Raw genomic sequence first — 21,243 nt, 5'->3', positions numbered from 1 at the left:
GCCCTTCGATCGGTACCGGTGTGTGTCGAGACCTAAGCCTCGAACACCTCCGTAACCAACTGCTCCTGCTCAGCCTGGTGCCGCTTGGCAGACCCCACCGCCGGAGACGACGAGTGCGGGCGCGAGATCCGCCGCAGGCGCTCCCCGTGGGGCACGTCCGCGCCGACCGCGAGGTCCAGGTGGTCGATCAGGTTGAGGGCGATGAACGGCCAGGCGCCCTGGTTGGCCGGCTCCTCCTGGGCCCACAGGTACTTCTCGACGTTCGGGTACTTGTTGACCTCCGCCTGGAGCTCGGCACCCGGCAGCGGGTACAGGCGCTCGACGCGGATGATCGCCACGTCCGTGGTGCCGCGCTTGGCGCGCTCGGCCTCCAGGTCGTAGTACAGCTTGCCGGTGACGAAGACGACCTTGCGGACGGCCGCCGGGTCGGTGACCGTGGCGTCGCCGATGACCGGGCGGAACTGACCCGTCGTGAACTCCTCCGTCTTCGACGCGGCGGCCTTGAGGCGCAGCATCGACTTCGGGGTGAAGACCACCAGCGGCTTGTGGTGCGGGTTGTGCACCTGCCACCGCAGGAGGTGGAAGTAGTTCGACGGGAGGGTCGGCATCGCGACCGTCATGTTGTTCTGGGCGCAGAGCTGGAGGAAGCGCTCGACGCGGGCCGAGGAGTGGTCCGGGCCCTGGCCCTCGTAGCCGTGGGGGAGGAGCAGGGTGACGCCGGACGTCTGGCCCCACTTCTGTTCCGCCGCCGAGATGTACTCGTCGACCACCGACTGCGCGCCGTTGACGAAGTCGCCGAACTGCGCCTCCCACATCACGAGCGCGTCGGGGCGGGCCAGCGAGTAGCCGTACTCGAAGCCCATGACCGCGTACTCGGAGAGGAGGGAGTCGTAGACGTTGTAGCGGGCCTGGTCCTCGGAGAGGTACTGGAGCGGGGTGTAGTCCTCGCCCGTCTGGCGGTCGATGAGGACCGCGTGGCGCTGGCCGAAGGTGCCTCGGCGGGAGTCCTGGCCGGACAGGCGGACCGGGGTGCCCTCGAGGAGCAGGGAGCCGATCGCGAGCGTCTCGCCCATGCCCCAGTCGATCGTGCCGTCCTCGACCATCGTCGCCCGGCGCTGCAGCTGGGGCAGCAGGCGCGGGTGGACGTGGAAGTTGTCCGGGATGTTGACCTGGGACTCGGCGATCCGCTTCACGACCTCCGAGGAGATCGCCGTGGAGACCGCGACCGGGAACTCCGCCTGCGGGTCCGACATCGGCGCCGCACCCGGCTGGGCCGTCGCCTCGCGGACCTCGGTGAAGACCTTCTCCAGCTGGCCCTGGTAGTCCTGGAGGGCCTGCTCCGCCTCTTCCAGCGTGATGTCGCCGCGGCCGATGAGGGACTCGGTGTAGAGCTTGCGCACCGAGCGCTTCTTGTCGATCAGGTCGTACATCAGGGGCTGGGTGAAGGCGGGGTTGTCCGACTCGTTGTGACCGCGGCGGCGGTAGCAGATGAGGTCGATCACCACGTCCTTGTTGAACGCCTGGCGGAACTCGAAGGCCAGGCGGGCCACGCGGACCACTGCTTCCGGGTCGTCGCCGTTGACGTGGAAGATCGGGGCCTCGATCATCCTCGCCACGTCCGTCGCGTACATGGAGGAGCGCGAGGACTCGGGCGCCGCCGTGAAGCCGACCTGGTTGTTGATGACGATGTGGATCGTGCCGCCGGTGCGGTAGCCGCGCAGCTGCGACATGTTGAGCGTCTCGGCCACCACGCCCTGGCCCGCGAAGGCCGCGTCGCCGTGCAGGGCGAGGGGCAGGACTGTGAAGTCCGTACCGCCCTTGTTGATGATGTCCTGGCGGGCGCGGACGATGCCCTCGATGATCGGGTCGACCGTCTCCAGGTGGGACGGGTTCGCCGCGAGGGTGACCTTGATCTGCTCGCCGTCCAGGCCGGTGAAGGTGCCCTGCGCGCCCAGGTGGTACTTCACGTCACCGGAGCCGTGCATCGACTTCGGGTCGAGGTTGCCCTCGAACTCGCGGAAGATCTGGGCGTACGACTTGCCGACGATGTTCGCGAGCACGTTCAGGCGGCCTCGGTGGGCCATGCCGATGACGACCTCGTCGAGGCGGGACTCCGCAGCGCTGTCGATGACCGCGTCGAGGAGCGGGATGACCGACTCGCCGCCCTCCAGCGAGAAGCGCTTCTGGCCGACGTACTTCGTCTGCAGGAAGGTCTCGAAGGCCTCCGCCGCGTTCAGGCGGCGCAGGATGCGCAGCTGCTCCTCGCGCTCCGGCTTGGAGTGCGAGCGCTCGATGCGGTCCTGGATCCACTTGCGCTGCTTCGGGTCCTGGATGTGCATGAACTCGATGCCGGTGGTGCGGCAGTACGAGTCGCGCAGCACGCCGAGGATGTCGCGCAGCTTCATCAGGGACTTGCCGGCGAAGCCGCCGACCGCGAACTCCCGCTCCAGGTCCCACAGGGTGAGGCCGTGCTCGGTGATGTCCAGGTCGGGGTGCTTGCGCTGGCGGTACTCCAGCGGGTCGGTGTCGGCCATGACGTGGCCGCGGACCCGGTAGGAGTGGATCAGCTCGAAGACGCGGGCGGCCTTCGTCACGTCGTTGTCGTGCGACGCGTCGATGTCCTTGAGCCAGCGGACCGGTTCGTACGGGATCCGCAGCGACTCGAAGATCTCGTCGTAGAAGCCGCTCTCGCCGAGCAGGAGGTTGGCGACGATCCGCAGGAACTCGCCGGAGGCGGCACCCTGGATGACCCGGTGGTCGTAGGTCGACGTGAGTGTCATGACCTTCGAGATGCCGAGCTTGTTCAGGGTGTCCTGGCTGGTGCCCTGGAACTCCGCCGGGTAGTCCATGGAGCCGACGCCCATGATGACCGACTGACCGGGCATCAGGCGGGGCACGGAGTGGACGGTGCCGAGGCCACCCGGGTTGGTCAGGGAGACCGTCACGCCGGTGAAGTCGTCCATCGTCAGCTTGCCGTCGCGGGCGCGGCGGACGATGTCCTCGTAGGCCTGCCAGAACTCGAAGAAGTTCAGCGTCTCGGCCTTCTTGATGCCCGCGACGACCAACTGCCGGTCGCCGTTGGGCTTCACCAGGTCGATGGCGAGACCGAAGTTGACGTGCTCCGGCTTGACCAGGGTCGGCTTGCCGTCCTTCTCCTGGAAGGAGTAGTTCATCGACGGCATGGCCTTGATGGCCTGCACCATCGCGTAGCCGATGAGGTGGGTGAAGGAGATCTTCCCGCCCCGGGCGCGCTTCAGGTGGTTGTTGATGACGATGCGGTTGTCGAAGAGCAGCTTGACCGGGACCGCACGCACCGACGTGGCGGTGGGGACCTCGATCGAGGCGTTCATGTTCTTCGCGACCGCGGCGGCGGGGCCGCGCAGCGTCACGTACTCGGGGCCGGCGGGGGCCTCGGTCGCGGGCTCGGCCTTCGGCTTCACGGCGGCGGGCGTCGCGGGGGCCGGAGCCGGAGCGGCGGCCTTCGCGGGAGCCGGAGCGGCGACGGGAGCCGGTGCCGGGGCGGGAGCGGCGGCTGCGGGCGCCGGCGCGGGAACGGCCGGAGCCGCGGGCGCCGGCGGAGCGGCCGGGGTGGAGGTCCCTGCGGCCCCCGTGGCCGCAGTACCCGCCGAAGTCGAGGTCGGGGCGGCAGCCGCGCCCGGCTTGTAGTCGGCGAAGAAGTCCCACCAGGCTCGGTCTACCGAGTTCGGATCCTGGAGGTACTGCTGATAGATCTCGTCGACGAGCCACTCGTTCGGGCCGAACGCCGCCGCGGGATTCTTACCCGCGGCTTGGTCGGACTCTGTCGAGATGGTCGAGTTACTGGGGGACTGTGACGACACGGCGGCAACCGCCCTCTTCCGCTTCACAAGGTGATGGACAGCGGGAATTAAGGCTACGCCCCCATGACCACGAAGGTCAGGTCGGGCCGGTCCATCGTCGTGTAAGTCACACCGGAAAGTGTGTTTCGGGGGCTGAAATGGCGGGAAACAAGCGTGGTTCCGCTACAGAAGGGGCGACTTGGTGCGGGCCGGGCGCACGAAGGGCGCGGGCCTGTGCCTGATCACACGTGTCCGTCAGCGCGGACCGCCGTGGATCTTGGGGCTCCGGGTCGAACTTTACGTCAACTTGGCACGGATGACAGTCCCGGAAGGGTGACGATAATCCTGCAGCCACGGTCGGATTCGGCCACACCGATCCGGCCGCCGTGCAGATCCACGGCCCAGCGGGCGATCGCCAGGCCGAGGCCCGTACCGCCGTCGCTGCCGGGTCCGTGGGGCGAGCTCACCGCCCCCCGGTTGAACCGCTCGAAGATCTGGTGCCACTGCGCCTTCGGGATGCCGGGCCCCTCGTCCAGGACCTCCAGCTCCAGCGAGTCGGGCAGCGGCCCGCGCCTCGCCTTGACCGTCACGCGCCCGTGCGCCGGGCTGTGCTTCACCGCGTTGTCGATGAGGTTGGCGACGACCTGGTGGATGCGCTCCGGGTCGGCGAGCGCGGTCAGCTCCGGCGGGGACACGTCCAGGTGCAGATGGACGTCCGTGCGCGTGTGACTGCCCGAGCCGGACGCGATGCCGGCGCGCGCGGAGGAGACCATGTTGGCCTCCTTGAGCACGCCCGAGAGATACGGCCACACCTCGAAGCGGCGGGTCTTGAGGGGTACGACGCCGTTGTCCAGGCGGGAGAGGTCGAGCAGTGTCTCGACGAGCCGCCCCAGGCGCTCGGTCTGCTTCAGGGCCGTCCGCATGGTCTCCGGGTCGGCGGCCGAGACGCCGTCGACGACGTTCTCCAGTACGGCGCGCAGGCCCGCGATGGGGGTGCGCAGCTCGTGCGAGACGTTCGCGACGAGTTCCTTGCGCTGGCGCTCCTGGGCCTCCAGCTCGTCGGCCATGACGTTGATCGTCTCGGCCAGGTCGCCCAGTTCGTCGCGGCGGTTCTCGCGCACCCGGCGGGTGTAGTCGCCGCGCGAGATGGACCGGGCGACCGTGTTCATCTCGTCCAGCGGCGCGGTGAGCGAATGGGCCACGAACTGCGTTATCAGCAGTGTGGCGATCATCGAGAAGACCGTGATGAAGCGCAGCTCCGTCGCCGTGCGCATGGCGATCACCATCAGCCCGGTGGTGATGAGCACCGAGATGACGACCAGCGCGCCCAGTTTGGTCTTGATCGAGAACGGGCGTACGCCGCCCCAGGGCTCCCCGGGGCTCCTCCGTGACGTCGGCCCGCCGCTCATGGCGTCGGAGTCTCCAGCGCGTAGCCGACACCGTGCACCGTGCGGATCCGCTCGGCGCCGATCTTCCGGCGCAGCGCCTTGATGTGGCTGTCGACGGTGCGGGTGCCAGAGGCGTCCGCCCAGTCCCACACCTCGGCGAGCAGCTGCTCGCGGGAGAGCACGGCACGCGGGGTGTTCGCCAGGCACACCAGCAGGTCGAACTCGGTGGGCGTGAGATGGACGTCGTCGCTGCGTACGCGTACCCGACGCTGCGCGTGGTCGATCTCCAGCTCGCCCAGGCGCAGGATGCCCGAGCGCGGGGTGGAGGCGGCCACCACGGCACGCTCGACGCGGCGCAGCAGGACGTGCACCCGCGCGGCCAGCTCCCGCATCGAGAACGGCTTGGTCATGTAGTCGTCGGCGCCGACCCCGAGCCCGACCAGCATGTCGGTCTCGTCGTCGCGCGCGGTGAGCATCAGCACCGGCACCGGGCGGGCGGCCTGCACCCTGCGGCAGACCTCCAGGCCGTCGAAGCCGGGCAGCATGATGTCGAGGATCAGCAGATCGGGCTGCCAGGCCTCGGCGGTGTCGACGGCCGAGGGCCCGTCGCCCGCGGTTTGCACCAGAAATCCCTCGGCGCGCAAACGGGCCGCGATGGCGTCGACGATCGTCGCATCGTCCTCGACCACGAGCACCCGGCGCTGCGCGCCCGGTGTGGCCGTGGCCGCACCGTTGTGGGAGGTGTGTGTCTGCTCCATCGCCCGCCCCTGAAGTGTGCTTTCCGGAACCAGTGGGGTGATCCCATGACTGCGCTTGACGCTTGAATGATCCGCGTCAGGCAAGCAGGGTACGGGCAGCCGCAACCCGTTTGCTATCCAGGTCGGACGGCGAGGTGCACGACGTCGGGAACTCCTCGGGCAACGGGGATCTCTTCGGTACGCACCTGCTGGAACCCGGCATTCCATAAGGTTCGCTCAAATTCCGGAGAGGGCTGCGCCGACCACACCGCGAGTACCCCGCCAGGCCTCAACACCCTTGCACAGCTTGCCAGTCCGGCCGGTGAGTAGAGGTTGTCGTTGCTGTCGGTGACGGTCCAGCCGGGCCCGTTGTCGATGTCGAGGCAGAGTACGTCGAATGTGTCGCATGTCTCATTGACGAATGCGACCAGGTCCGTTTTCAGAATGTCGGTCCGCGGGTCGGCGAGAGCGGACGCGGAGAGCGCCGACAGCGGTCCGGAGCGGTGCCATTCGACGATCGCGGGCTCGCGCTCCACGACCGTGATCCGGCCCCAGCGGGGGTCGGCCGCGGCGTGGGCGAGTGAGAAACCCACGCCCAACCCGCCGATCAGCACGTCCGGTTGGGGGCGCCCGTCGAGCGCGGCGTACGCGGCGTCGACCAGCAGCCGCTCCGAGCGCCCGTCGGAAGTGTCCATCAGGAAGCACCCGTTGGCGATGATCTGCAGCAACTCCCCGTGCCGGCGCAGCACCACCTCGCCGTAGGGGCCCTCGCGACGGTCCAGAACAAGGGGAGTGTCGTACGGGGTGGTCATCCGCGCACGGTACCGGCGGACGCGTAAGAAAGCTTTCGGGTTGCTATGAATCGGCTCTCGCGTGGCGTCGGTCATAGACAGCGACGGGTGGGACGGCGAAGGGTGGGGTGAAACGGAAGGAGCCCCTCACGGTGGAACGGACCGCGACGGCCGATACCCAGGCCTCCGCCACGCCCCAGGGCGCTCCTTCGGCCGGGGAGGACTCCTCTCTGCTGGACGCGATGCCGAGACAGCGCGAAGTGGTGGAAACGACCTGGGGGTTGAGCCGTCCCGCGGTCTCCGTCTCGGCGTCCACCCCCGCGATTCCCCGCGGGTCGCGCATGCCGGCCGCGCTGCGCCTCCTCGCCCCCTGGCGGCTGCTGCCCACGCCCACCGGGACGCCGTTCACCTTCGGTTACGGGACGCTTCTCGTCGTCACCTCGCTCATCGCGCAGTACGCCGATCCCACGCTGGTGAGCCAGTTGCACCAGGCCTCCAGCACCGATGTCACCCACCTCGTCAGCGACCCGTTCCTGGTGCTGGTCGCCAGTGCGCTGTGGATCGTCGGCGGGGTGCTTTCGCCGTACGCGTTCCTCTTCCTGCTGGTGCTGACCGCGCTGGAGCGGCGGATCGGCGGGGTGCGGGCCGCCGGGGTGTTCCTGACCGGGCACATCCTGGCCACGCTCGCGACCGAGGGCACCGTGGGGCTGGCCGTGCTGGCGGGACACCTGCCCGACACCTCGCTGCACCGTTTCGACTACGGCATCAGCTTCGGCGTCGCCGCGAGCACGGGAGCGCTGGCCGGTCTGCTCAGGCCCTGGCTCGGGCTGCCGCTGCTCGCCCTCTTCGGCTGGACGCTGGTCTCGGACCTGATGGCGTTCACCGACCCCATGACGAACTGGGGCCATCTGATCTCGCTGACGATAGGCGTCGCGACCTGGCCGTTGATACGGCGCTGGCAGCGGGCCGAGCGGTTGGCCCGGTTCGGGCTCGCCCGGGTTGAGGTTGCCCGAGTCTGACTCCCCGCTGTAGAGATGGTGTGGACGGCCGAACGCGGTCCTGGACGGGGGAGGTCCACGTGGCGGACACGGGTGCGGAGTCGATCGCGATACGACGGATCGAGCGGGCGCTCGCGGCAACCGGCCTTGTGGTGGCGGGAGTTGCCGAGGAGCAGTGGGTGAACCCCACTCCGTGCGCGGAGTGGGACGTCCGAGTGGTCCTCAACCACACAGTGGGCGGGATGCGCATCTTCGCCGCCGAACTGAACGGCACCGATCCGGGCGGCGAGCACGAGTCCGACTGGCTGGGCGCGGATCCCCGGGGCGCGTACGCGGAGGCGTCCGAGACCGACCGCGCGGCCTGGAACCGTCCCGGTGCCCTCGACACCACCGTCCACATCTCGCTCGGCGCGCTGCCCGGCCCGATGGCCGCGCTGATCCACTTCACGGAGGTCTGCGTCCACGGCGTGGACCTGGCGGTCGCGACGGGTCAGCAGGCCGTGGTGGACGAGGAGTTGTGCGGGGAGCTGCTCGCGGTGATGCACGGCCTCGGCGGCTTCGACGCGTACCGCGTGCCGGGCGTCTTCGGCCCCGAGGTCCAGCCCGCACCGGGGGCGGCCCCGCACGGACAGCTGCTGGCCTACTTGGGCCGCACGGTCGCCGATCCGCCCCGGCCGGAGGGGACCGTCTCCGAAAAAGCGTGACATTCCCGCCCTGGGTGTCACACTTTCGCGACTCACCCTCCGTGTTGGTCCCGGCTCGGCTCGAAGTCGCCCGGACGGTCACGGCGGAGCTCCTCGTGCCGCTTCGCGAGGACATCGACCGCCTGGTGGATGCTGCACCCCAGGGTTTCGCGGATGGTGGCGATCGCGGCGACGGTCCGGTGCCGCAGGATGTCCCGGTCCACGCTCTCGGGCAGTTGTTCCATGGTGCCGTGAGCCTACCCGGCGCGGGTGATCAGGCCGGCTGCTGCGGCGTGAGCGTCTCGCGGAGCCCGTTGACGGTCGTGTGCCAGGGGTCGCCGTCCGATTCGTCCCAGAGTTCCAGGAGTTCGGACGGCTCGGTCAGGACGCGGTCGAGGGCCCGGAGGGCGAGGGCGCGCAGACCGGTGAGGTCGGGGACGGGCTCGTCCGGTCCGTAGTGGGGGTGGGCCGGCTCGCCGCCCGGGCACTGCGCGGCGACCAGGGCCGCTGCCGCGACGGCTTCGTCGCCGATGTCCGCGTCGAGGTGGCCGGCGGTGTCGGCCGCTCGGGCGAGGGTGTCCCGCACGAAGCCCTGACGCGCGTCCGGGGCGGCGTCGTCGAGGTCGCCGCACCAGTCCGCCGCCGTGTCGTTGTCGAAGGGGCCGACATCCCACGTGCCCATGTGTCTCTCCCGATCCCGGTCGTGATGGTGTCCCGCATCGTGGCAGGCGCCACTGACATCGGCCGCCGAAGCACCCGCACTCCCGGGAAGCCCTCGCCCCGTTTCCGTGTTGACCTGCACTGAGACGGGTCCGCCACCGCTGATCGCTCACGGCGAACAACAGGTGGGGAACAATCGAGGACGCCCAAGCATTGAGTCGGCATAGCTCAACTTGACTGCCTAAGGGGAGATCATGGCTTCGACGTCCACACCGCTCACCCTGCCCGTGCTGCCGCTCGACGACGAGGTCGTGCTGCCCGGAATGGTGGTTCCGCTGGACCTGAACGACACCGATGTACGCGCCGCCGTGGAGGCCGCCCAGGCCGCCGCCCGGTCCGAGTCCGGAAAGCCCAGGGTCCTGCTGGTGCCACGCATCGAGGGGACTTACGCGAGCACCGGCGTGCTCGGCACCATCGAGCAGGTCGGCCGGCTGGCCGACGGCGACCCGGGCGCGCTGATCCGCGGCCGTAGCCGCGTGAAGATCGGCGCCGGGACCACCGGTCCCGGTGCCGCGCTCTGGGTCGAGGGCACCGCGCTCGACGAGAGCCTGCCCGAGCCCTTGCCCGGTTCCGTGACCGAGCTGGTGAAGGAGTACAAGGCGCTGGCCACGGCGTGGCTGCGCAAGCGGGGGGCCTGGCAGGTCGTCGACCGCGTGCAGGCCATTGATGACGTGTCCACCCTCGCCGACAACTCCGGTTACTCACCTTTCCTGACCACCGAACAGAAGATCGAGCTGCTGGAGACCGCCGACCCGGTGGCCCGCCTCAAGCTCGCCACCCAGCACCTGCGCGACCACCTCGCCGAGCAGGATGTCGCCGAGACCATCGCCAAGGACGTGCAGGAAGGCGTCGACAAGCAGCAGCGCGAGTTCCTGCTCCGCCGCCAGCTCGAAGCCGTCCGCAAGGAGCTGCGCGAGCTGAACGGCGACTCGGCCAAGGACGGCGAGGAGTCCGACGACTACCGCGCCCGGGTCGAGGCCGCAGATCTTCCCGAGAAGGTCCGCGAGGCCGCCCTCAAGGAGGTCGACAAGCTGGAGCGCTCCTCCGACCAGTCGCCCGAGGGCTCCTGGATCCGTACCTGGCTGGACACCGTCCTCGAACTCCCGTGGAACGAGCGGACCGAGGACGAGTACGACATCCGGGGCGCCAAGGCGATCCTGGACGCCGAGCACGCCGGCCTGGAGGACGTGAAGGCACGCATCACCGAGTACCTGGCCGTGCGCAAGCGCCGTAGCGAGCGCGGGCTGGGTGTCGTCGGCGGGCGGCGCGGCGGTGCCGTACTGGCCCTCGTCGGTCCGCCCGGTGTCGGCAAGACCTCGCTCGGCGAGTCCGTCGCGCACGCGATGGGACGCAAGTTCGTGCGGGTCGCGCTCGGCGGTGTGCGGGACGAGGCCGAGATCCGCGGTCACCGGCGTACGTACGTCGGCGCGCTGCCCGGCCGTATCGTCCGCGCCATCAAGGAGGCCGGGTCCATGAACCCGGTGGTCCTGCTCGACGAGATCGACAAGGTGGGGTCCGACTACCGGGGCGACCCGGCCGCCGCGCTCCTCGAAGTGCTCGACCCCGCGCAGAACCACACCTTCCGCGACCACTACCTGGAGGTCGAACTCGACCTGAGCGACGTGGTGTTCCTGGCGACGGCCAACGTGCTCGAAGCCATCCCGGAGGCACTGCTCGACCGGATGGAACTGGTCCGGCTGGACGGCTACACCGAGGACGAGAAGGTCGTCATCGCCCGTGACCACCTGCTCCCGCGCCAGCTGGAGCGGGCCGGACTCAAGGACGACGAGGTCGTCATCGACGAGAGCGCGCTGCGCAAGCTCGCCGGTGAGTACACCCGTGAGGCGGGTGTCCGCACCCTGGAGCGCTCGATCGCCCGGCTGCTGCGCAAGATCGCCGCGCAGCACGAACTGGGCGAGCGGGAGCTGCCGTTCACGGTGACCGACGCCGATCTGCGCGGCCTGATCGGCCGGCCGCACCACGTGCCCGAGTCCGCCCAGGACCCGGCGGAGCGCCGGACGGCGGTCCCCGGTGTCGCCACCGGCCTCGCGGTCACCGGCGCGGGCGGTGACGTCCTCTACGTCGAGGCGTCGCTGGCCGACCCGGAGACGGGCGCGGCGGGTCTGACCCTGACCGGTCAGCTCGGTGACGTGATGAAGGAGAGCGCGCAGATCGCCCTGTCGTTCCTGCGCTCGCACGGTGCCGAACTGGAGCTGCCCGTCGCCGACCTGAAGGACCGGGGCGTGCACATCCACTTCCCGGCGGGTTCGGTGCCGAAGGACGGCCCGAGCGCGGGTGTCACGATGACGACGGCCCTCGCGTCGCTGCTCAGCGGCCGGCTGGTCCGTACGGACGTGGCGATGACCGGTGAGGTGTCCCTGACCGGTCGGGTCCTGCCGATCGGCGGGGTGAAGCAGAAGCTGCTCGCCGCGCACCAGGCGGGGGTCACCACGGTGATCATCCCCAAGCGCAACGAGCCCGACCTGGACGACGTCCCGGCCGAGGTCCTGGACAAGCTCGACGTCCACGCGGTGACGGACGTCCGCCAGGTCCTGGAGCTGGCCCTGTCGCCGGCGACGAACGGCGCGACCCCGGAGGTTCCGGTGGCGGCGTGACGGACGCCACCGGTCAGGTGAAGGCCCGGGTCCCTTTTCACGAGGGGCCCGGGCCTTCGTCGTACGTAGGTCCCACCCTGCGAAATACTGGCGAAACTGCGGCGACTTTCTCGATCAGGAAAGCAGAACATGGGTGCTGACGTGCACAAGGACGAGGACAGAAGCGACAGCGGGATCCCGGACCCGGATCCCGAATACCTGTCGCTGGAACGCGAGTTGACATTCCTCTTCCGCCGGGCCCGGGCCAACCAGGGCGAGATGGCCCGGGAGGTCCACCCCGACCTGGAGTCCGCCGCGTACGGCCTGCTGGTCCGGCTGGACGAGTACGGGCGGCAGCGGGCCACCGAACTCGCCGCCTACATCGGCGTCGGCAAGGCCACCATGTCCCGCCAGCTGCGCGCCCTGGAGGAGCTGGGCCTGATCTCCCGCGAGCCCGACCCTGCGGACGGCCGCGCCTGGCTGGTCGACCTCACCGACGAGGGCCGCCGCCGCGTCGCCCACGTCCGCGAGGCCCGGCGGGCGCGCTACGTCAGCCAGCTCTCCCACTGGGACCGCCGCGAGGTCGCCGAACTCGCCCGGCTGCTGCACCAGTTGAACGGCGTCATGGAGAAGTGAGCCCCGAGCGGCAGGAGCGGAGGCAGCGGCTCACAGTTCGACGTACACGACCGTCGCGTCGTCGTGCGTCTTGCTCCGCCGCAGATACGTCCGCGTCTCCGCGTCGGCCCGCTCCAGCGCCCGTACCCGGCGCACCAGCTCCGCCGCCCCCTCCTTCTCCACGAGGGCGAAGCACTCCGCCCAGTCGCCCTCGCCGAACTTCTCCACCCACCTCGTCGCCCCGTCCGTCAGGGCGGCGAGGGCGCGCACCGCGGTGCGGGGGAGCGAGCCCGTCACCGCCCGCTCCGCGACCGAGGGATCGGCCGCGGCCGTGAAGAAGCCGCCCTCCTTGTTACGGAGCGTGGCGTCGATCAGCTCGTCCGTGGCCAGAGCGGCGCGCGGCAGCCGCGACAGCCGGTCGTCGAGTACGGCGGTCACCTCGCCGGCCGGGGAGTCCACCAGCAGGGCGGAGTCCGAAAGGACCAGGTATTCGATCTCCTCCGGGGACCAGCGGGCCAGCACCACGGTCGCCTGTGGGGTGCGTGGGTGAGAAAGGTCACAGGTGGTGGAGTGGGCCTCGGATGTTCGGAGGATCGCCCGGGAGAGAATCTCCGCCAGTGTCAGATCCCGGCAGGAAACGGTCAGTTCGGTCAGCGCGCCGCCCAGCCGCGCGGTGTACCAGGGGACCGGATGCAGACAGCCCGTCTCCCCTCTCGGCGGGGTCACGCCGTCCAGGACGATCAGCGAACCGCCCTGTCCCGAGGCCGGAAGGCCGACGCTCGCGAAGTCCTCGTTGGCGCGGCCCGGGCCGCCGGGCTCCGACACAAGTTCCGTACGCATTCGGCCAGTCTGCACGACGTCTTCACAGGCCCCGCAAAAGCTTGGCACTGGTTACCGAATCGGCGCAGCCCCGCAGGTCAGACGCCTGGTTTGGGCTGGAATGGATCACTCCGGGAATGCGTGGCGGCGAATCCTGCCAAAGCCCGCCGCTCACGTCCAACCGGCGCGGCCCACAAGGCCGTAGGACGGGCCGCCGGAACTTGCCCGCCAACTCCCCTACGGGGTTCACTCCTTCGGGTGGCGGCCCGGATGATGCGCGACCGCTGCCCACCGGCACTGGGAGGGTCGCCGTACCGGGATGACGGAGCGTCACCCGGCCCCATGGGTATCACGAGTCAGGAATGCGAGCACCGGTGCAGAAAAAGCGGCCTCGGCGCACAGCCAAGCAGACGGCCCCCCAGGGGGGCGCCACCGGTGCCGTCACGCCCGACCCCGCGGGGAAGGGGCGCAGCACCCACGTCCGCAACCGGCTCATCGTCGCCGTGGCCGTCGTGGCCGCCGCCATCGCCGCCGCGGGCGTCCCCTCCCTCATCACCGCCTCCGGCCAACTCCACGACTCCCAGGACCTGGTGACGCTCGCCGAGCAGACCCAGGACGCCCTGTCGCTGGCCCACTCGCTCGCCGACGAGCGCGACGAGGTCACCTCGTACATCGCCGCCGGACGCCCCAAGTCCCAGGCCCCCGACGAGGACCGCAGCGCCCGCGTCGACCGCCAGGTCGACGAGCTGCGCGCCGACACCGACATCTCCGCCGCGCTCCGCTCGGACCTCGACGACGTCGCCGCCGTACGACGGGCCGCGCTCACCGGCCAGAGCAGCGCCCTGCAGGCGCACATCGCGTACTCCGGCGCCATCACCGAACTGCACCGGCTCGCCGAGCAGTTGGCCGAGCAGATGCCGCCGCGGGCCGGCTCCGGCGCCTACGCGCTCGCCGAACTCGACGCCGCCGTCCAGCAGGCCGCCGCCGCCCGCGGACTGCTGCTGGCCGCACTGAACGTGCCGACCAGCACCAAGACGGTCATCAACCCCATCACCGGCCTCGCCGTCACCGAGACCAGCTCCACGGACGCCCAGACCAGACAGCGCGACGCCCTCAGCGCCGCCGCCCAGCAGGCCCGGCTGCGCTCCGACGCCGCCCTCGCCGACTTCCGCGACTCCGCGACGAAGACCGCCCTGGCCGGCTACGACTCCACGGTCACCGGACCCGAGGTCAACACCGCCGAGAAGTACCTCGCCTCCCTCACCGACCAACCCACCCTGTCCGACAGCGAGTTGGACACCAGCACCAAGAAGCTCGACGCGGCGCTCTCCGCCCGCGTCGACCTGATGCGCGGCGAGGAGTCCGCCCTCTACGAGCGGCGCTCCAAGGATCTCGCCCAACTGCGCGACGACGACGTCAAGGCGCTGGAACTCCGTGTCGCGATCCTCGGCGCCCTCATGCTGCTCGCCGTCGGCATCGCCACCGCCATGGCCCGCACCCTCACCCGCCCGCTCTCGGTGCTGCGCCGCGGCTCGGCTCGGCTGGCCGGCGCCGAGGACCCGGCGGCCGAGGAAGCCATCAAGTTCACCGGCCGCAACGACGAGTTCGCCCAGGTCGTCCGCTCGGTCAACTCCCTGCACGCGCACGCCGTCGCCCTCCACGAGCGCATCGCCACCCTGGAGGCCGACCGCAAGCACCTGGTCGGCCAGCGCCAGCGGATGGCCGACGCCCGCGAGGAACTCCGGGCCGAAGTCACCGACTCCAGCGATCAGTTGGAGCGCCTGCGCACCAGCATCGGCGGCACCTTCGTCAACCTCGCGCTGCGCACCCTCGGCCTCGTGGAGCGCCAACTCGCCGTCATCGAGGGCCTGGAGGAGCGCGAGCAGGACCCCGACCGGCTCTCCACCCTCTTCAAGCTCGACCACTTCGCCACGGTCATGCGCCGGCACAGCGAGAACCTCCTCGTCCTCGCCGGCACCGAACACGTCCAGCAGCACGCGGGCCCGGTCCCGCTCGTCGACGTCGTCCGGGCGGCCGTCAGCGAGATCGAACGCTACGAACGCGTCCGCATCTCGGCACTCCCGCCGCACGCGCACGTGGCGGGCTTCGCGGCGGACGACCTGAGCCATCTGCTGGCCGAACTCATGGAGAACGCCAGCTCGTTCTCCCCGCCGGACGCCCCCGTCGAGATCTCCGGCTGGCTCCTGGAGAACGGCGAGGTCATGCTCTCCGTCCAGGACGAGGGCATCGGCATGACCGACGACCGCATGACCCGCCTCAACACCCGCCTCACCGAGTTCGACCCGGACTCCCCCTACGACCAGGAGGGCGAGGAGGGTCTCGGCCTCGGCCTGTACGTCGTGGCCCGCCTGGCCCACCGCCACGGCGTCCGCGTCCAGCTCCGAGACCAGAAGCAGGGCGGCATCGCGGCAGTGGTGGTCCTGCCCAGCCCGCTCCTCGCGGCAGCCCCGATGACGGCCGTACCGACGTCCTCACCGGCGTCCGGGACCACGCACTCCTACTCCCTGCCGGGCGCCGCGGCCGAGGTCAACTCCAATGTCCTGCACGGCCGTTCGAAGCCGGACGAGGATCCGCTCGTAGCCCTCGCGGAGAAGGCGGTCCGGGAAGCCCCGGCCGAGACGACGATGGAACTCCTGCTGCCACCGGCGGCGGAGGAAGCGGAGACAGCCGAGGAACCAGCGGTCGCCGACGGCGAGTTCCCCCCGCAGGCACCCTCGGCCCCCGACGACGCGGTCCACGAGCGCGCCGCCGACGAGGACCCCGTCACAGCCAAGGGCCTCCCCAAACGCACCCCCAAGATCACCCAGCCCGAACAAGCCCCGCGCAAGCGGACCGGCACCGTGGACGCCGAAGCCCTGCGCCGCAGACTCGGCGGCTTCCGCGCCGGAGCCTCCGCCGGCTACCGGGACGTAGAAGCGGAGATCGCCGAACGGACCGGCCAGAACCCGGTCCCGGCACCCCGCGGCACGACCGCATCATCCGAAGAAGCCACGGGGGGCACCGTCGAGGAGGCAAGCAGTTGACCGCGCCCAGTACCTTCGGACTGAGCAGTGAAGCCCGCAACCTGCACTGGCTGCTGAGCAACCTCGTCGAGGAAGTGCCCGGCATCCAGTCGGTCGCGGTCGTCTCCTCCGACGGCCTGCTGCTCCTCTCCTCCGACCCGGACCGGAACGAACAGGCCAGAGAGGCCCTCGACGCCAAGCGCACAGGACCGCGAGGCTCCGCGGCGGACTTGGCCACCATCGTCTCCGGCATCGGCAGCCTCACCATCGGCGCCGCCAAGCTGATGGACTCCGGCCCGGTGAAGCACACCATGGTCGCGATGGAGGAGGGCAGCCTGTTCGTGATGTCGATCAGCGACGGTTCGCTGCTCGGTGTGCACGGCTCCGCGGACTGCGACATGAGCGTCGTGTCGTACCACATGGCGCTCTTCGTCGGCCGCGCCGGCCATGTGCTGACCCCCGAACTCCGCAGCGAGCTGCGGAAATCCCTCGAAGACGCGTCCGCGGAGAGTGCCCGATGACCGGCGGCGGCAGTACGCCGAACAGGCTCCCCGTGCGCGGCGGCGACCGCAAACCCGCCCGGGTGCGCCCCTACTCGCTCACCGGGGGCCGTACCCGCTTCGGGCATGTCCTCCTGGTGGAGACCCTCGTGGCGGCGCTCGAAGCCCCGGAGGAACGCAAGGAGTTGACGAACGGCTCGCTCAACACCCGGGTCATGCCGGAGATGCGCGCCATCGTCGAACTCTGCCGCCGTATGCGCACGGTGGCCGAGATCGCCGCGCTGCTGAAGATGCCGCTCGGCGTGGTCCGCGTACTCCTGAGCGATCTCGCGGACCAGGGAAAGATCCGTGTGTACGGAACCGGGACCGGTCACGGCCCGGGCCGTCCTGACCGCGCTCTGCTGGAAAGGGTGCTGAGTGGACTCCGTCGTCTCTGACGCCGCCGCCGACGGCGTCTCCCCGCTCCTCGACGACGAGGAGCAGCCGCGGGCCTGGCAGTTGGACCGCAACCGCGCGCCGGTCGCCACGAAGATCGTGGTGGCCGGTGGTTTCGGCGCGGGCAAGACCACCATGGTCGGCGCCGTCTCCGAGATCCAGCCCCTCCAGACGGAGGCGCTGATGACCGAGGCCAGTGAGGAGACCGACGACCTCACGGGCACCCCGGAGAAGACCACCACCACGGTCGCCATGGACTACGGCCGCCTCACCCTCGACGACGACCTGGTGCTCTACCTGTTCGGCACGCCGGGCCAGCAGCGGTTCTGGTTCATGTGGGACGACCTGGTGCGTGGCGCGATCGGCGCCGTCGTGCTCGCCGACACCCGCCGCCTCAAGGACTGCTTCCCCGCGCTGGACTACTTCGAGAGTTGCGGACTGCCGTACGTCGTCGCGGTCAACCACTTCGCCGGCAGCGAGCGGTTCGACCCGGAGGATGTGCGGGAGGCATTGACGATTCCCGCGCACATACCTGTAATGATCATGGACGCGCGGCGGCGGATTTCGGCCATCGAGACCCTGCTCGCGCTCGTCGGCCACGCGCTGGACGTCACCCCCGAGTAGCCCCGACCCGTCCCCGAGCTGTCGCGACCAAGGAGCCACCACCCGCATGCGGAAGATACTCGTCGTCGGAGCCGGCCAGTCCGGGCTCCAACTCGCCCTCGGACTCCAGTCGCACGGGTACGAGGTCACCCTGATGTCCAACCGGACCGCGGACGAGATCCGTACCGGACGGGTCATGTCGACGCAGTGCATGTTCACCACGGCACTGCAGCACGAGCGCGATCTCCAGCTGAACTTCTGGGAGTCCCAGGCCCCGAAGATCGAAGCACTCGGTGTCTCGGTCGCCGCCCCCGGCTCGCACGACCCGGGGCCGACGCAGCGCGTGATCGACTGGGTGGGCAAGCTGGACGGGTACGCGCAGTCGGTCGACCAGCGGGTCAAGATGGCCGGCTGGATGGAGACCTTCGCCCAGCGCGGCGGCCAACTGGTCATCCACGGCGTGGCGGTCGGCGACCTCGACTACTTCTCCCGCACGTACGACCTCGTCCTCGTCTCGGCGGGCAAGGGCGAGCTGGTGTCGATGTTCGGCCGCGACCCGGAACGGTCCCCGTACACCGAGCCGCAGCGCGCGCTCGCGGTCTCCTACGTCCACGGTCTGGGCCCGCGCCCCGAGCACCCGGACTACGACGCGGTCCGCTGCAACCTGGTCCCGGGCGTGGGGGAGTTGTTCGTCATGCCGACGCTCACGACGTCCGGCCGCGCGGACATACTGTTCTGGGAAGGCATACCCGGCGGCCCCCTCGACGTGTTCAACGGCGTCAAGGACCCGGGCGAGCACCTCTCCCTGACCCTGGAACTCATGGAGAAGTTCACGCCCTGGGAGTACGAGCGGGCGCGTGATGTCGAACTGACGGATGCGGGTGGGACGTTGGCGGGGCGTTACGCGCCCACGGTCCGCAACCCGATCGGCCAACTCCCCGGTGGCGGGCTGGTCCTGGGCGTCGCCGACGTCGTCGTCGCCAACGACCCGATCACCGGACAGGGCTCCAACTCCGCGGCCAAGTGCGCCGCTTCGTATCTCGCGTCGATCCTCGAACACGGGGAGAAGGAGTTCGACGGGGACTGGATGTCTGCGACGTTCGAGCGGTACTGGGACACGGCGCAGCATGTCACCAAGTGGACCAACGCGATGCTCGGTCCGCCGCCGGAGCACATTCTCAACCTCATTGGCGCGGCTGGGCAGTTGCAGCCGGTGGCGGATCGGTTCGCCAACGGGTTCAACGATCCGGCCGATTTTGAGAACTTCTTCTATGAGCCGGAGAAGACGGGGGCGTACCTGGCTTCTGTGACGGCCTAGGCAGTTCCCCGCGCCCCTTCAGGGCGCCTGGTCTGGGCGTACGGCTCCGAGGATCGGGTACGACGCCACAGGTGATACCTGGATCTTCTCGCCCGTGCGCGGGGCCTGGACGATCTTTCCGTCGCCCAGGTACATCGCCACGTGGGTGGCTTCCGGGAAGTAGATCACCAGGTCGCCGGGGCGCAGTTCGTCGAGCGGGATTCTCGGCAGCTGCGCCCACTGCTCTTCGCTGGTACGGGGGATCGGCGTGCCCGCGTGCCCCCACGCCTCCGACGTCAGACCCGAGCAGTCGTACGTCTTCGGGCCCTCCGCGCCCCACTCGTACGGCTTGCCGATCTGCTGGACGGCGTAGCGGAGGGCTCGGTCCCCCTCCCGGGAGGGTTCGCGGTTGTCGTCGCCCAACGCGCCTGAAGTGACCAACTTCTGCTGGGCCTTGTCGACGTCGGTCTTCTCGAAGGCGGCGAGGGCGGTGAGTTGGTCCGGGGTGAGGGCGGTGAGGAGCTTCTCGACGTCGGCCAGACGGTTCCGTACGTCGTCGCGGTCCTTCTTCTGCCGTGCGGCCAGGGTGAGTTGGGTGTCCAGGGCCTTGCGGGCCGCGCGGGCCAGGCCGTCGCTCTTCTTCTCGCTGCCGACCAGTCGGCCCACCGTCTCGGCCCGCTCGCGCGCCAACTGGCCGATGACATGGCCCTCGTCGAGCGCGTGCTGGGGGTCATGGGCGAGGAGGAGGCGGACGTAGGGGGAGAGGGCCGTGCTGTTCTGGTACTGCTCGCGCGCCAGCCGTCCGGCGGCGCCGCGGCTGTCGTGCAGGGTGAGGCGGGCGCGGGCCAGTTCGGAGTCGAGGCGGTCGACCTCCGCGCGCTGCTTCGTCAGCTGCTCCTCGGTGGCGTTGTACGTCTCCGTGGCCTGTTCGGCGTCCCGGTACAGCGTCTGAAGGTCCGTCAGCAGCTCGGCCACGGGCCGCTGTCCGGGCGCCTGCGGATCGGGTGCGGCCGCGGCGGGCAGCGGTGCGAGGACGGTGCCGGCCGCCACCGCCGCCGTACAGACCAGACGCAGAAGCCTTCCTGACACGTCATCACCTCCGGTGCGCGGCGGCACTTCCGCCCCGCACCGTGAGCATCAGACGGGGGCGCCGGGTCCGCGCGCCGGGTGTGCGCGGTTCGGCGCAACATGGTCACCCGTGGGTGTCGTCCGGCTTGCCGCCCGGCGTGGCGTCTGGTGCGGGCTCCGGTTTGGACCAGGGCCAGCGCAGGGCGCTGCCGCGCTTCCCCGCCGGGTCGAACTCGTACTTCCAGCCCTTGGGCAGACCGAGCCGCTTGCTGTGGGCGCGGGGCACCCGGCGGTAGACGAGGATCGTGGGCGGGCCGCCGGCGTCGTCGGGGACCGGGATGCGGTAGGTCTTCGGCGGGTTCCCGGTGGGTCCGACCAGCACCGGCAGGGACCGCCCGTCCATGGGGCCGCCCTCGAACGGGGTCTCTTCGCTCTTCACGGGATCAGTCTCGGCCATCCGTCGCGAGCGACCGGACAAGCTCGGCGGTCTGCGGGTCCCGCCGGGCCGTCACCGACAGCACCGCCGCGAACTGCTCGACCAGCCAGTCCCGCAGCTCGTCGACGGGCGACTGCTTGTCCTCGTCGAGCCAGATGAGGGAGGCCGCCTCCACGGCCGTGATCCACATCCGTACGGTCATCCGCAGCCGTGGGCCCGGTTCGGCGACGCCGAGATGGCTGAGGATGTGCACGGCGGCGGCCCGCCGGACCCCGTCCACGATGGCCGTCGTACGGGATGTCTCCACGACGCTGCCGCCCTGGAGCAGCGCGCTGAACCCGGCGTCGTGCTGGTCGACGAAGCCGAGGTAGCGGTCGAGGGCGCGGGCGAGACGGGGAAGGAGGGGGCCCTCGCGCGGTTCGTCGAAGCACTGCTGGAGTTCTTCGGCGGCGGAACGCAGGGCGGCCTCGTAGAGCTGCTGCTTGCCGCCCGGGAAGTACCGGTACACCAGGGGGCGGGAGACCCCGGCCGCTTCCGCCACGTCGTCGAGGGAGACCTCCTCGGGCGCGCGGTGCGCGAAGAGGGTGAGAGCGGCGTCGAGGAGCTGGCTGCGCCGCTCCTCGACGTTGAGCCGACGGTAGGCGGGAGTGGAAGCGGCGGGGGGCATAGGGGCAGGGTAGTCGGGCGGGTGCGGGTCGGTGGGGGCTGGTCGCGCCCA

Annotated in this window: 19 protein-coding genes; 9 read left to right on the top strand and 10 right to left on the bottom strand. The window is 70.3% G+C overall.

From position 1 onward, the window contains the following. Positions 1 to 32 precede the first annotated feature (32 nt). The 4 genes from JHN45_RS24830 to JHN45_RS24815 form a co-directional block, all read right to left on the bottom strand. Complete coding sequence (locus tag JHN45_RS24830; protein ID WP_201050691.1) at positions 33 to 3,839, bottom strand: multifunctional oxoglutarate decarboxylase/oxoglutarate dehydrogenase thiamine pyrophosphate-binding subunit/dihydrolipoyllysine-residue succinyltransferase subunit; 3,807 nt, start codon at positions 3,837 to 3,839, stop codon at positions 33 to 35. 281 nt (positions 3,840 to 4,120) lie between these two features. Continuing rightward, positions 4,121 to 5,227 carry an ATP-binding protein gene (locus JHN45_RS24825; protein ID WP_200711855.1) on the bottom strand — a complete coding sequence of 369 codons (1,107 nt, stop codon included), beginning with the start codon at positions 5,225 to 5,227 and terminating at the stop codon, positions 4,121 to 4,123. Continuing rightward, positions 5,224 to 5,964: a response regulator transcription factor gene (locus tag JHN45_RS24820; protein ID WP_200711856.1), complete on the bottom strand. Its 741-nt coding sequence runs from the start codon at positions 5,962 to 5,964 to the stop codon at positions 5,224 to 5,226. Before JHN45_RS24820 ends, JHN45_RS24825 begins: the two co-directional genes overlap by 4 nt. A 113-nt stretch (positions 5,965 to 6,077) precedes the next feature. Continuing rightward, positions 6,078 to 6,755, bottom strand: a complete 678-nt coding sequence (locus JHN45_RS24815; protein WP_201050690.1) for a spermidine synthase — start codon at positions 6,753 to 6,755, stop codon at positions 6,078 to 6,080. Positions 6,756 to 6,886: 131 nt separating this feature from the next. Between JHN45_RS24815 and JHN45_RS24810 the strand changes: the two genes are divergently transcribed. Further along, positions 6,887 to 7,753, top strand: coding sequence for a rhomboid-like protein (locus JHN45_RS24810; RefSeq protein WP_201050689.1), 867 nt, complete (start codon positions 6,887 to 6,889; stop codon positions 7,751 to 7,753). A 59-nt stretch (positions 7,754 to 7,812) separates the two neighbouring features. After that, positions 7,813 to 8,436 (top strand): TIGR03086 family metal-binding protein, encoded by a 624-nt coding sequence (locus tag JHN45_RS24805; protein WP_201050688.1) that lies wholly within the window; start codon positions 7,813 to 7,815, stop codon positions 8,434 to 8,436. A gap of 32 nt (positions 8,437 to 8,468) precedes the next feature. On the opposite strand, the gene JHN45_RS24800 is transcribed toward JHN45_RS24805, so the two are convergent. Together JHN45_RS24800 and JHN45_RS24795 are read right to left on the bottom strand one after the other, a co-directional pair. After that, a complete protein-coding gene (locus JHN45_RS24800; RefSeq protein WP_200711860.1) occupies positions 8,469 to 8,660 on the bottom strand; it encodes a hypothetical protein in 192 nt (63 codons plus the stop codon). Between the two features lie 29 nt (positions 8,661 to 8,689). Beyond that, on the bottom strand, positions 8,690 to 9,097 hold the full coding sequence (locus JHN45_RS24795; protein ID WP_200711861.1) for a DUF4259 domain-containing protein: 408 nt from the start codon (positions 9,095 to 9,097) through the stop codon (positions 8,690 to 8,692). 232 nt (positions 9,098 to 9,329) lie between these two features. On the opposite strand from JHN45_RS24795, the gene lon reads away from it, so the two are divergent. Together lon and JHN45_RS24785 are read left to right on the top strand one after the other, a co-directional pair. After that, positions 9,330 to 11,750, top strand: a complete 2,421-nt coding sequence (lon, locus tag JHN45_RS24790; protein WP_200711862.1) for an endopeptidase La — start codon at positions 9,330 to 9,332, stop codon at positions 11,748 to 11,750. Between the two features lie 129 nt (positions 11,751 to 11,879). Continuing rightward, complete coding sequence (locus JHN45_RS24785; protein ID WP_200711863.1) at positions 11,880 to 12,365, top strand: MarR family winged helix-turn-helix transcriptional regulator; 486 nt, start codon at positions 11,880 to 11,882, stop codon at positions 12,363 to 12,365. A gap of 30 nt (positions 12,366 to 12,395) precedes the next feature. Here the strand turns inward: JHN45_RS24785 and JHN45_RS24780 are convergent, their stop codons facing one another. After that, positions 12,396 to 13,184 (bottom strand): protein phosphatase 2C domain-containing protein, encoded by a 789-nt coding sequence (locus JHN45_RS24780; RefSeq protein WP_201050687.1) that lies wholly within the window; start codon positions 13,182 to 13,184, stop codon positions 12,396 to 12,398. A 353-nt stretch (positions 13,185 to 13,537) separates the two neighbouring features. Here JHN45_RS24780 and JHN45_RS24775 point away from each other — a divergent pair, with 353 nt between their 5' ends. The 5 genes from JHN45_RS24775 to JHN45_RS24755 are packed head-to-tail and all read left to right on the top strand — an operon-like array spanning position 13,538 to position 19,042. Next, entirely contained in the window at positions 13,538 to 16,207 is a 2,670-nt protein-coding gene (locus JHN45_RS24775) for a nitrate- and nitrite sensing domain-containing protein (RefSeq protein WP_201050686.1), read from the top strand. Beyond that, entirely contained in the window at positions 16,204 to 16,707 is a 504-nt protein-coding gene (locus tag JHN45_RS24770; protein ID WP_200711866.1) for a roadblock/LC7 domain-containing protein, read from the top strand. The genes JHN45_RS24775 and JHN45_RS24770 overlap by 4 nt, the downstream gene beginning before the upstream one ends. Beyond that, entirely contained in the window at positions 16,704 to 17,123 is a 420-nt protein-coding gene (locus JHN45_RS24765) for a DUF742 domain-containing protein (RefSeq protein ID WP_200711867.1), read from the top strand. The genes JHN45_RS24770 and JHN45_RS24765 overlap by 4 nt, the downstream gene beginning before the upstream one ends. Then, complete coding sequence (locus JHN45_RS24760) at positions 17,104 to 17,745, top strand: ATP/GTP-binding protein (protein WP_201050685.1); 642 nt, start codon at positions 17,104 to 17,106, stop codon at positions 17,743 to 17,745. The genes JHN45_RS24765 and JHN45_RS24760 overlap by 20 nt, the downstream gene beginning before the upstream one ends. A gap of 46 nt (positions 17,746 to 17,791) precedes the next feature. Continuing rightward, positions 17,792 to 19,042: a styrene monooxygenase/indole monooxygenase family protein gene (locus JHN45_RS24755; protein WP_200711869.1), complete on the top strand. Its 1,251-nt coding sequence runs from the start codon at positions 17,792 to 17,794 to the stop codon at positions 19,040 to 19,042. Positions 19,043 to 19,060: 18 nt separating this feature from the next. Here the strand turns inward: JHN45_RS24755 and JHN45_RS24750 are convergent, their stop codons facing one another. The 3 genes from JHN45_RS24750 to JHN45_RS24740 all read right to left on the bottom strand — a co-directional run bounded on the left by JHN45_RS24750 (position 19,061) and on the right by JHN45_RS24740 (position 21,192). Beyond that, positions 19,061 to 20,110, bottom strand: a complete 1,050-nt coding sequence (locus tag JHN45_RS24750) for a C40 family peptidase (RefSeq protein WP_201050684.1) — start codon at positions 20,108 to 20,110, stop codon at positions 19,061 to 19,063. A gap of 103 nt (positions 20,111 to 20,213) precedes the next feature. Beyond that, entirely contained in the window at positions 20,214 to 20,528 is a 315-nt protein-coding gene (locus tag JHN45_RS24745) for a hypothetical protein (protein WP_201050683.1), read from the bottom strand. Positions 20,529 to 20,532: 4 nt separating this feature from the next. After that, on the bottom strand, positions 20,533 to 21,192 hold the full coding sequence (locus JHN45_RS24740; protein ID WP_201050682.1) for a TetR/AcrR family transcriptional regulator: 660 nt from the start codon (positions 21,190 to 21,192) through the stop codon (positions 20,533 to 20,535). Positions 21,193 to 21,243 lie beyond the last annotated feature (51 nt).

The sequence above is a fragment of the Streptomyces sp. MBT53 genome (assembly GCF_016654115.1).
Classification (GTDB): Bacteria; Actinomycetota; Actinomycetes; order Streptomycetales; family Streptomycetaceae; genus Streptomyces.
This window is presented reverse-complemented; position numbering and strand designations above follow the sequence as displayed.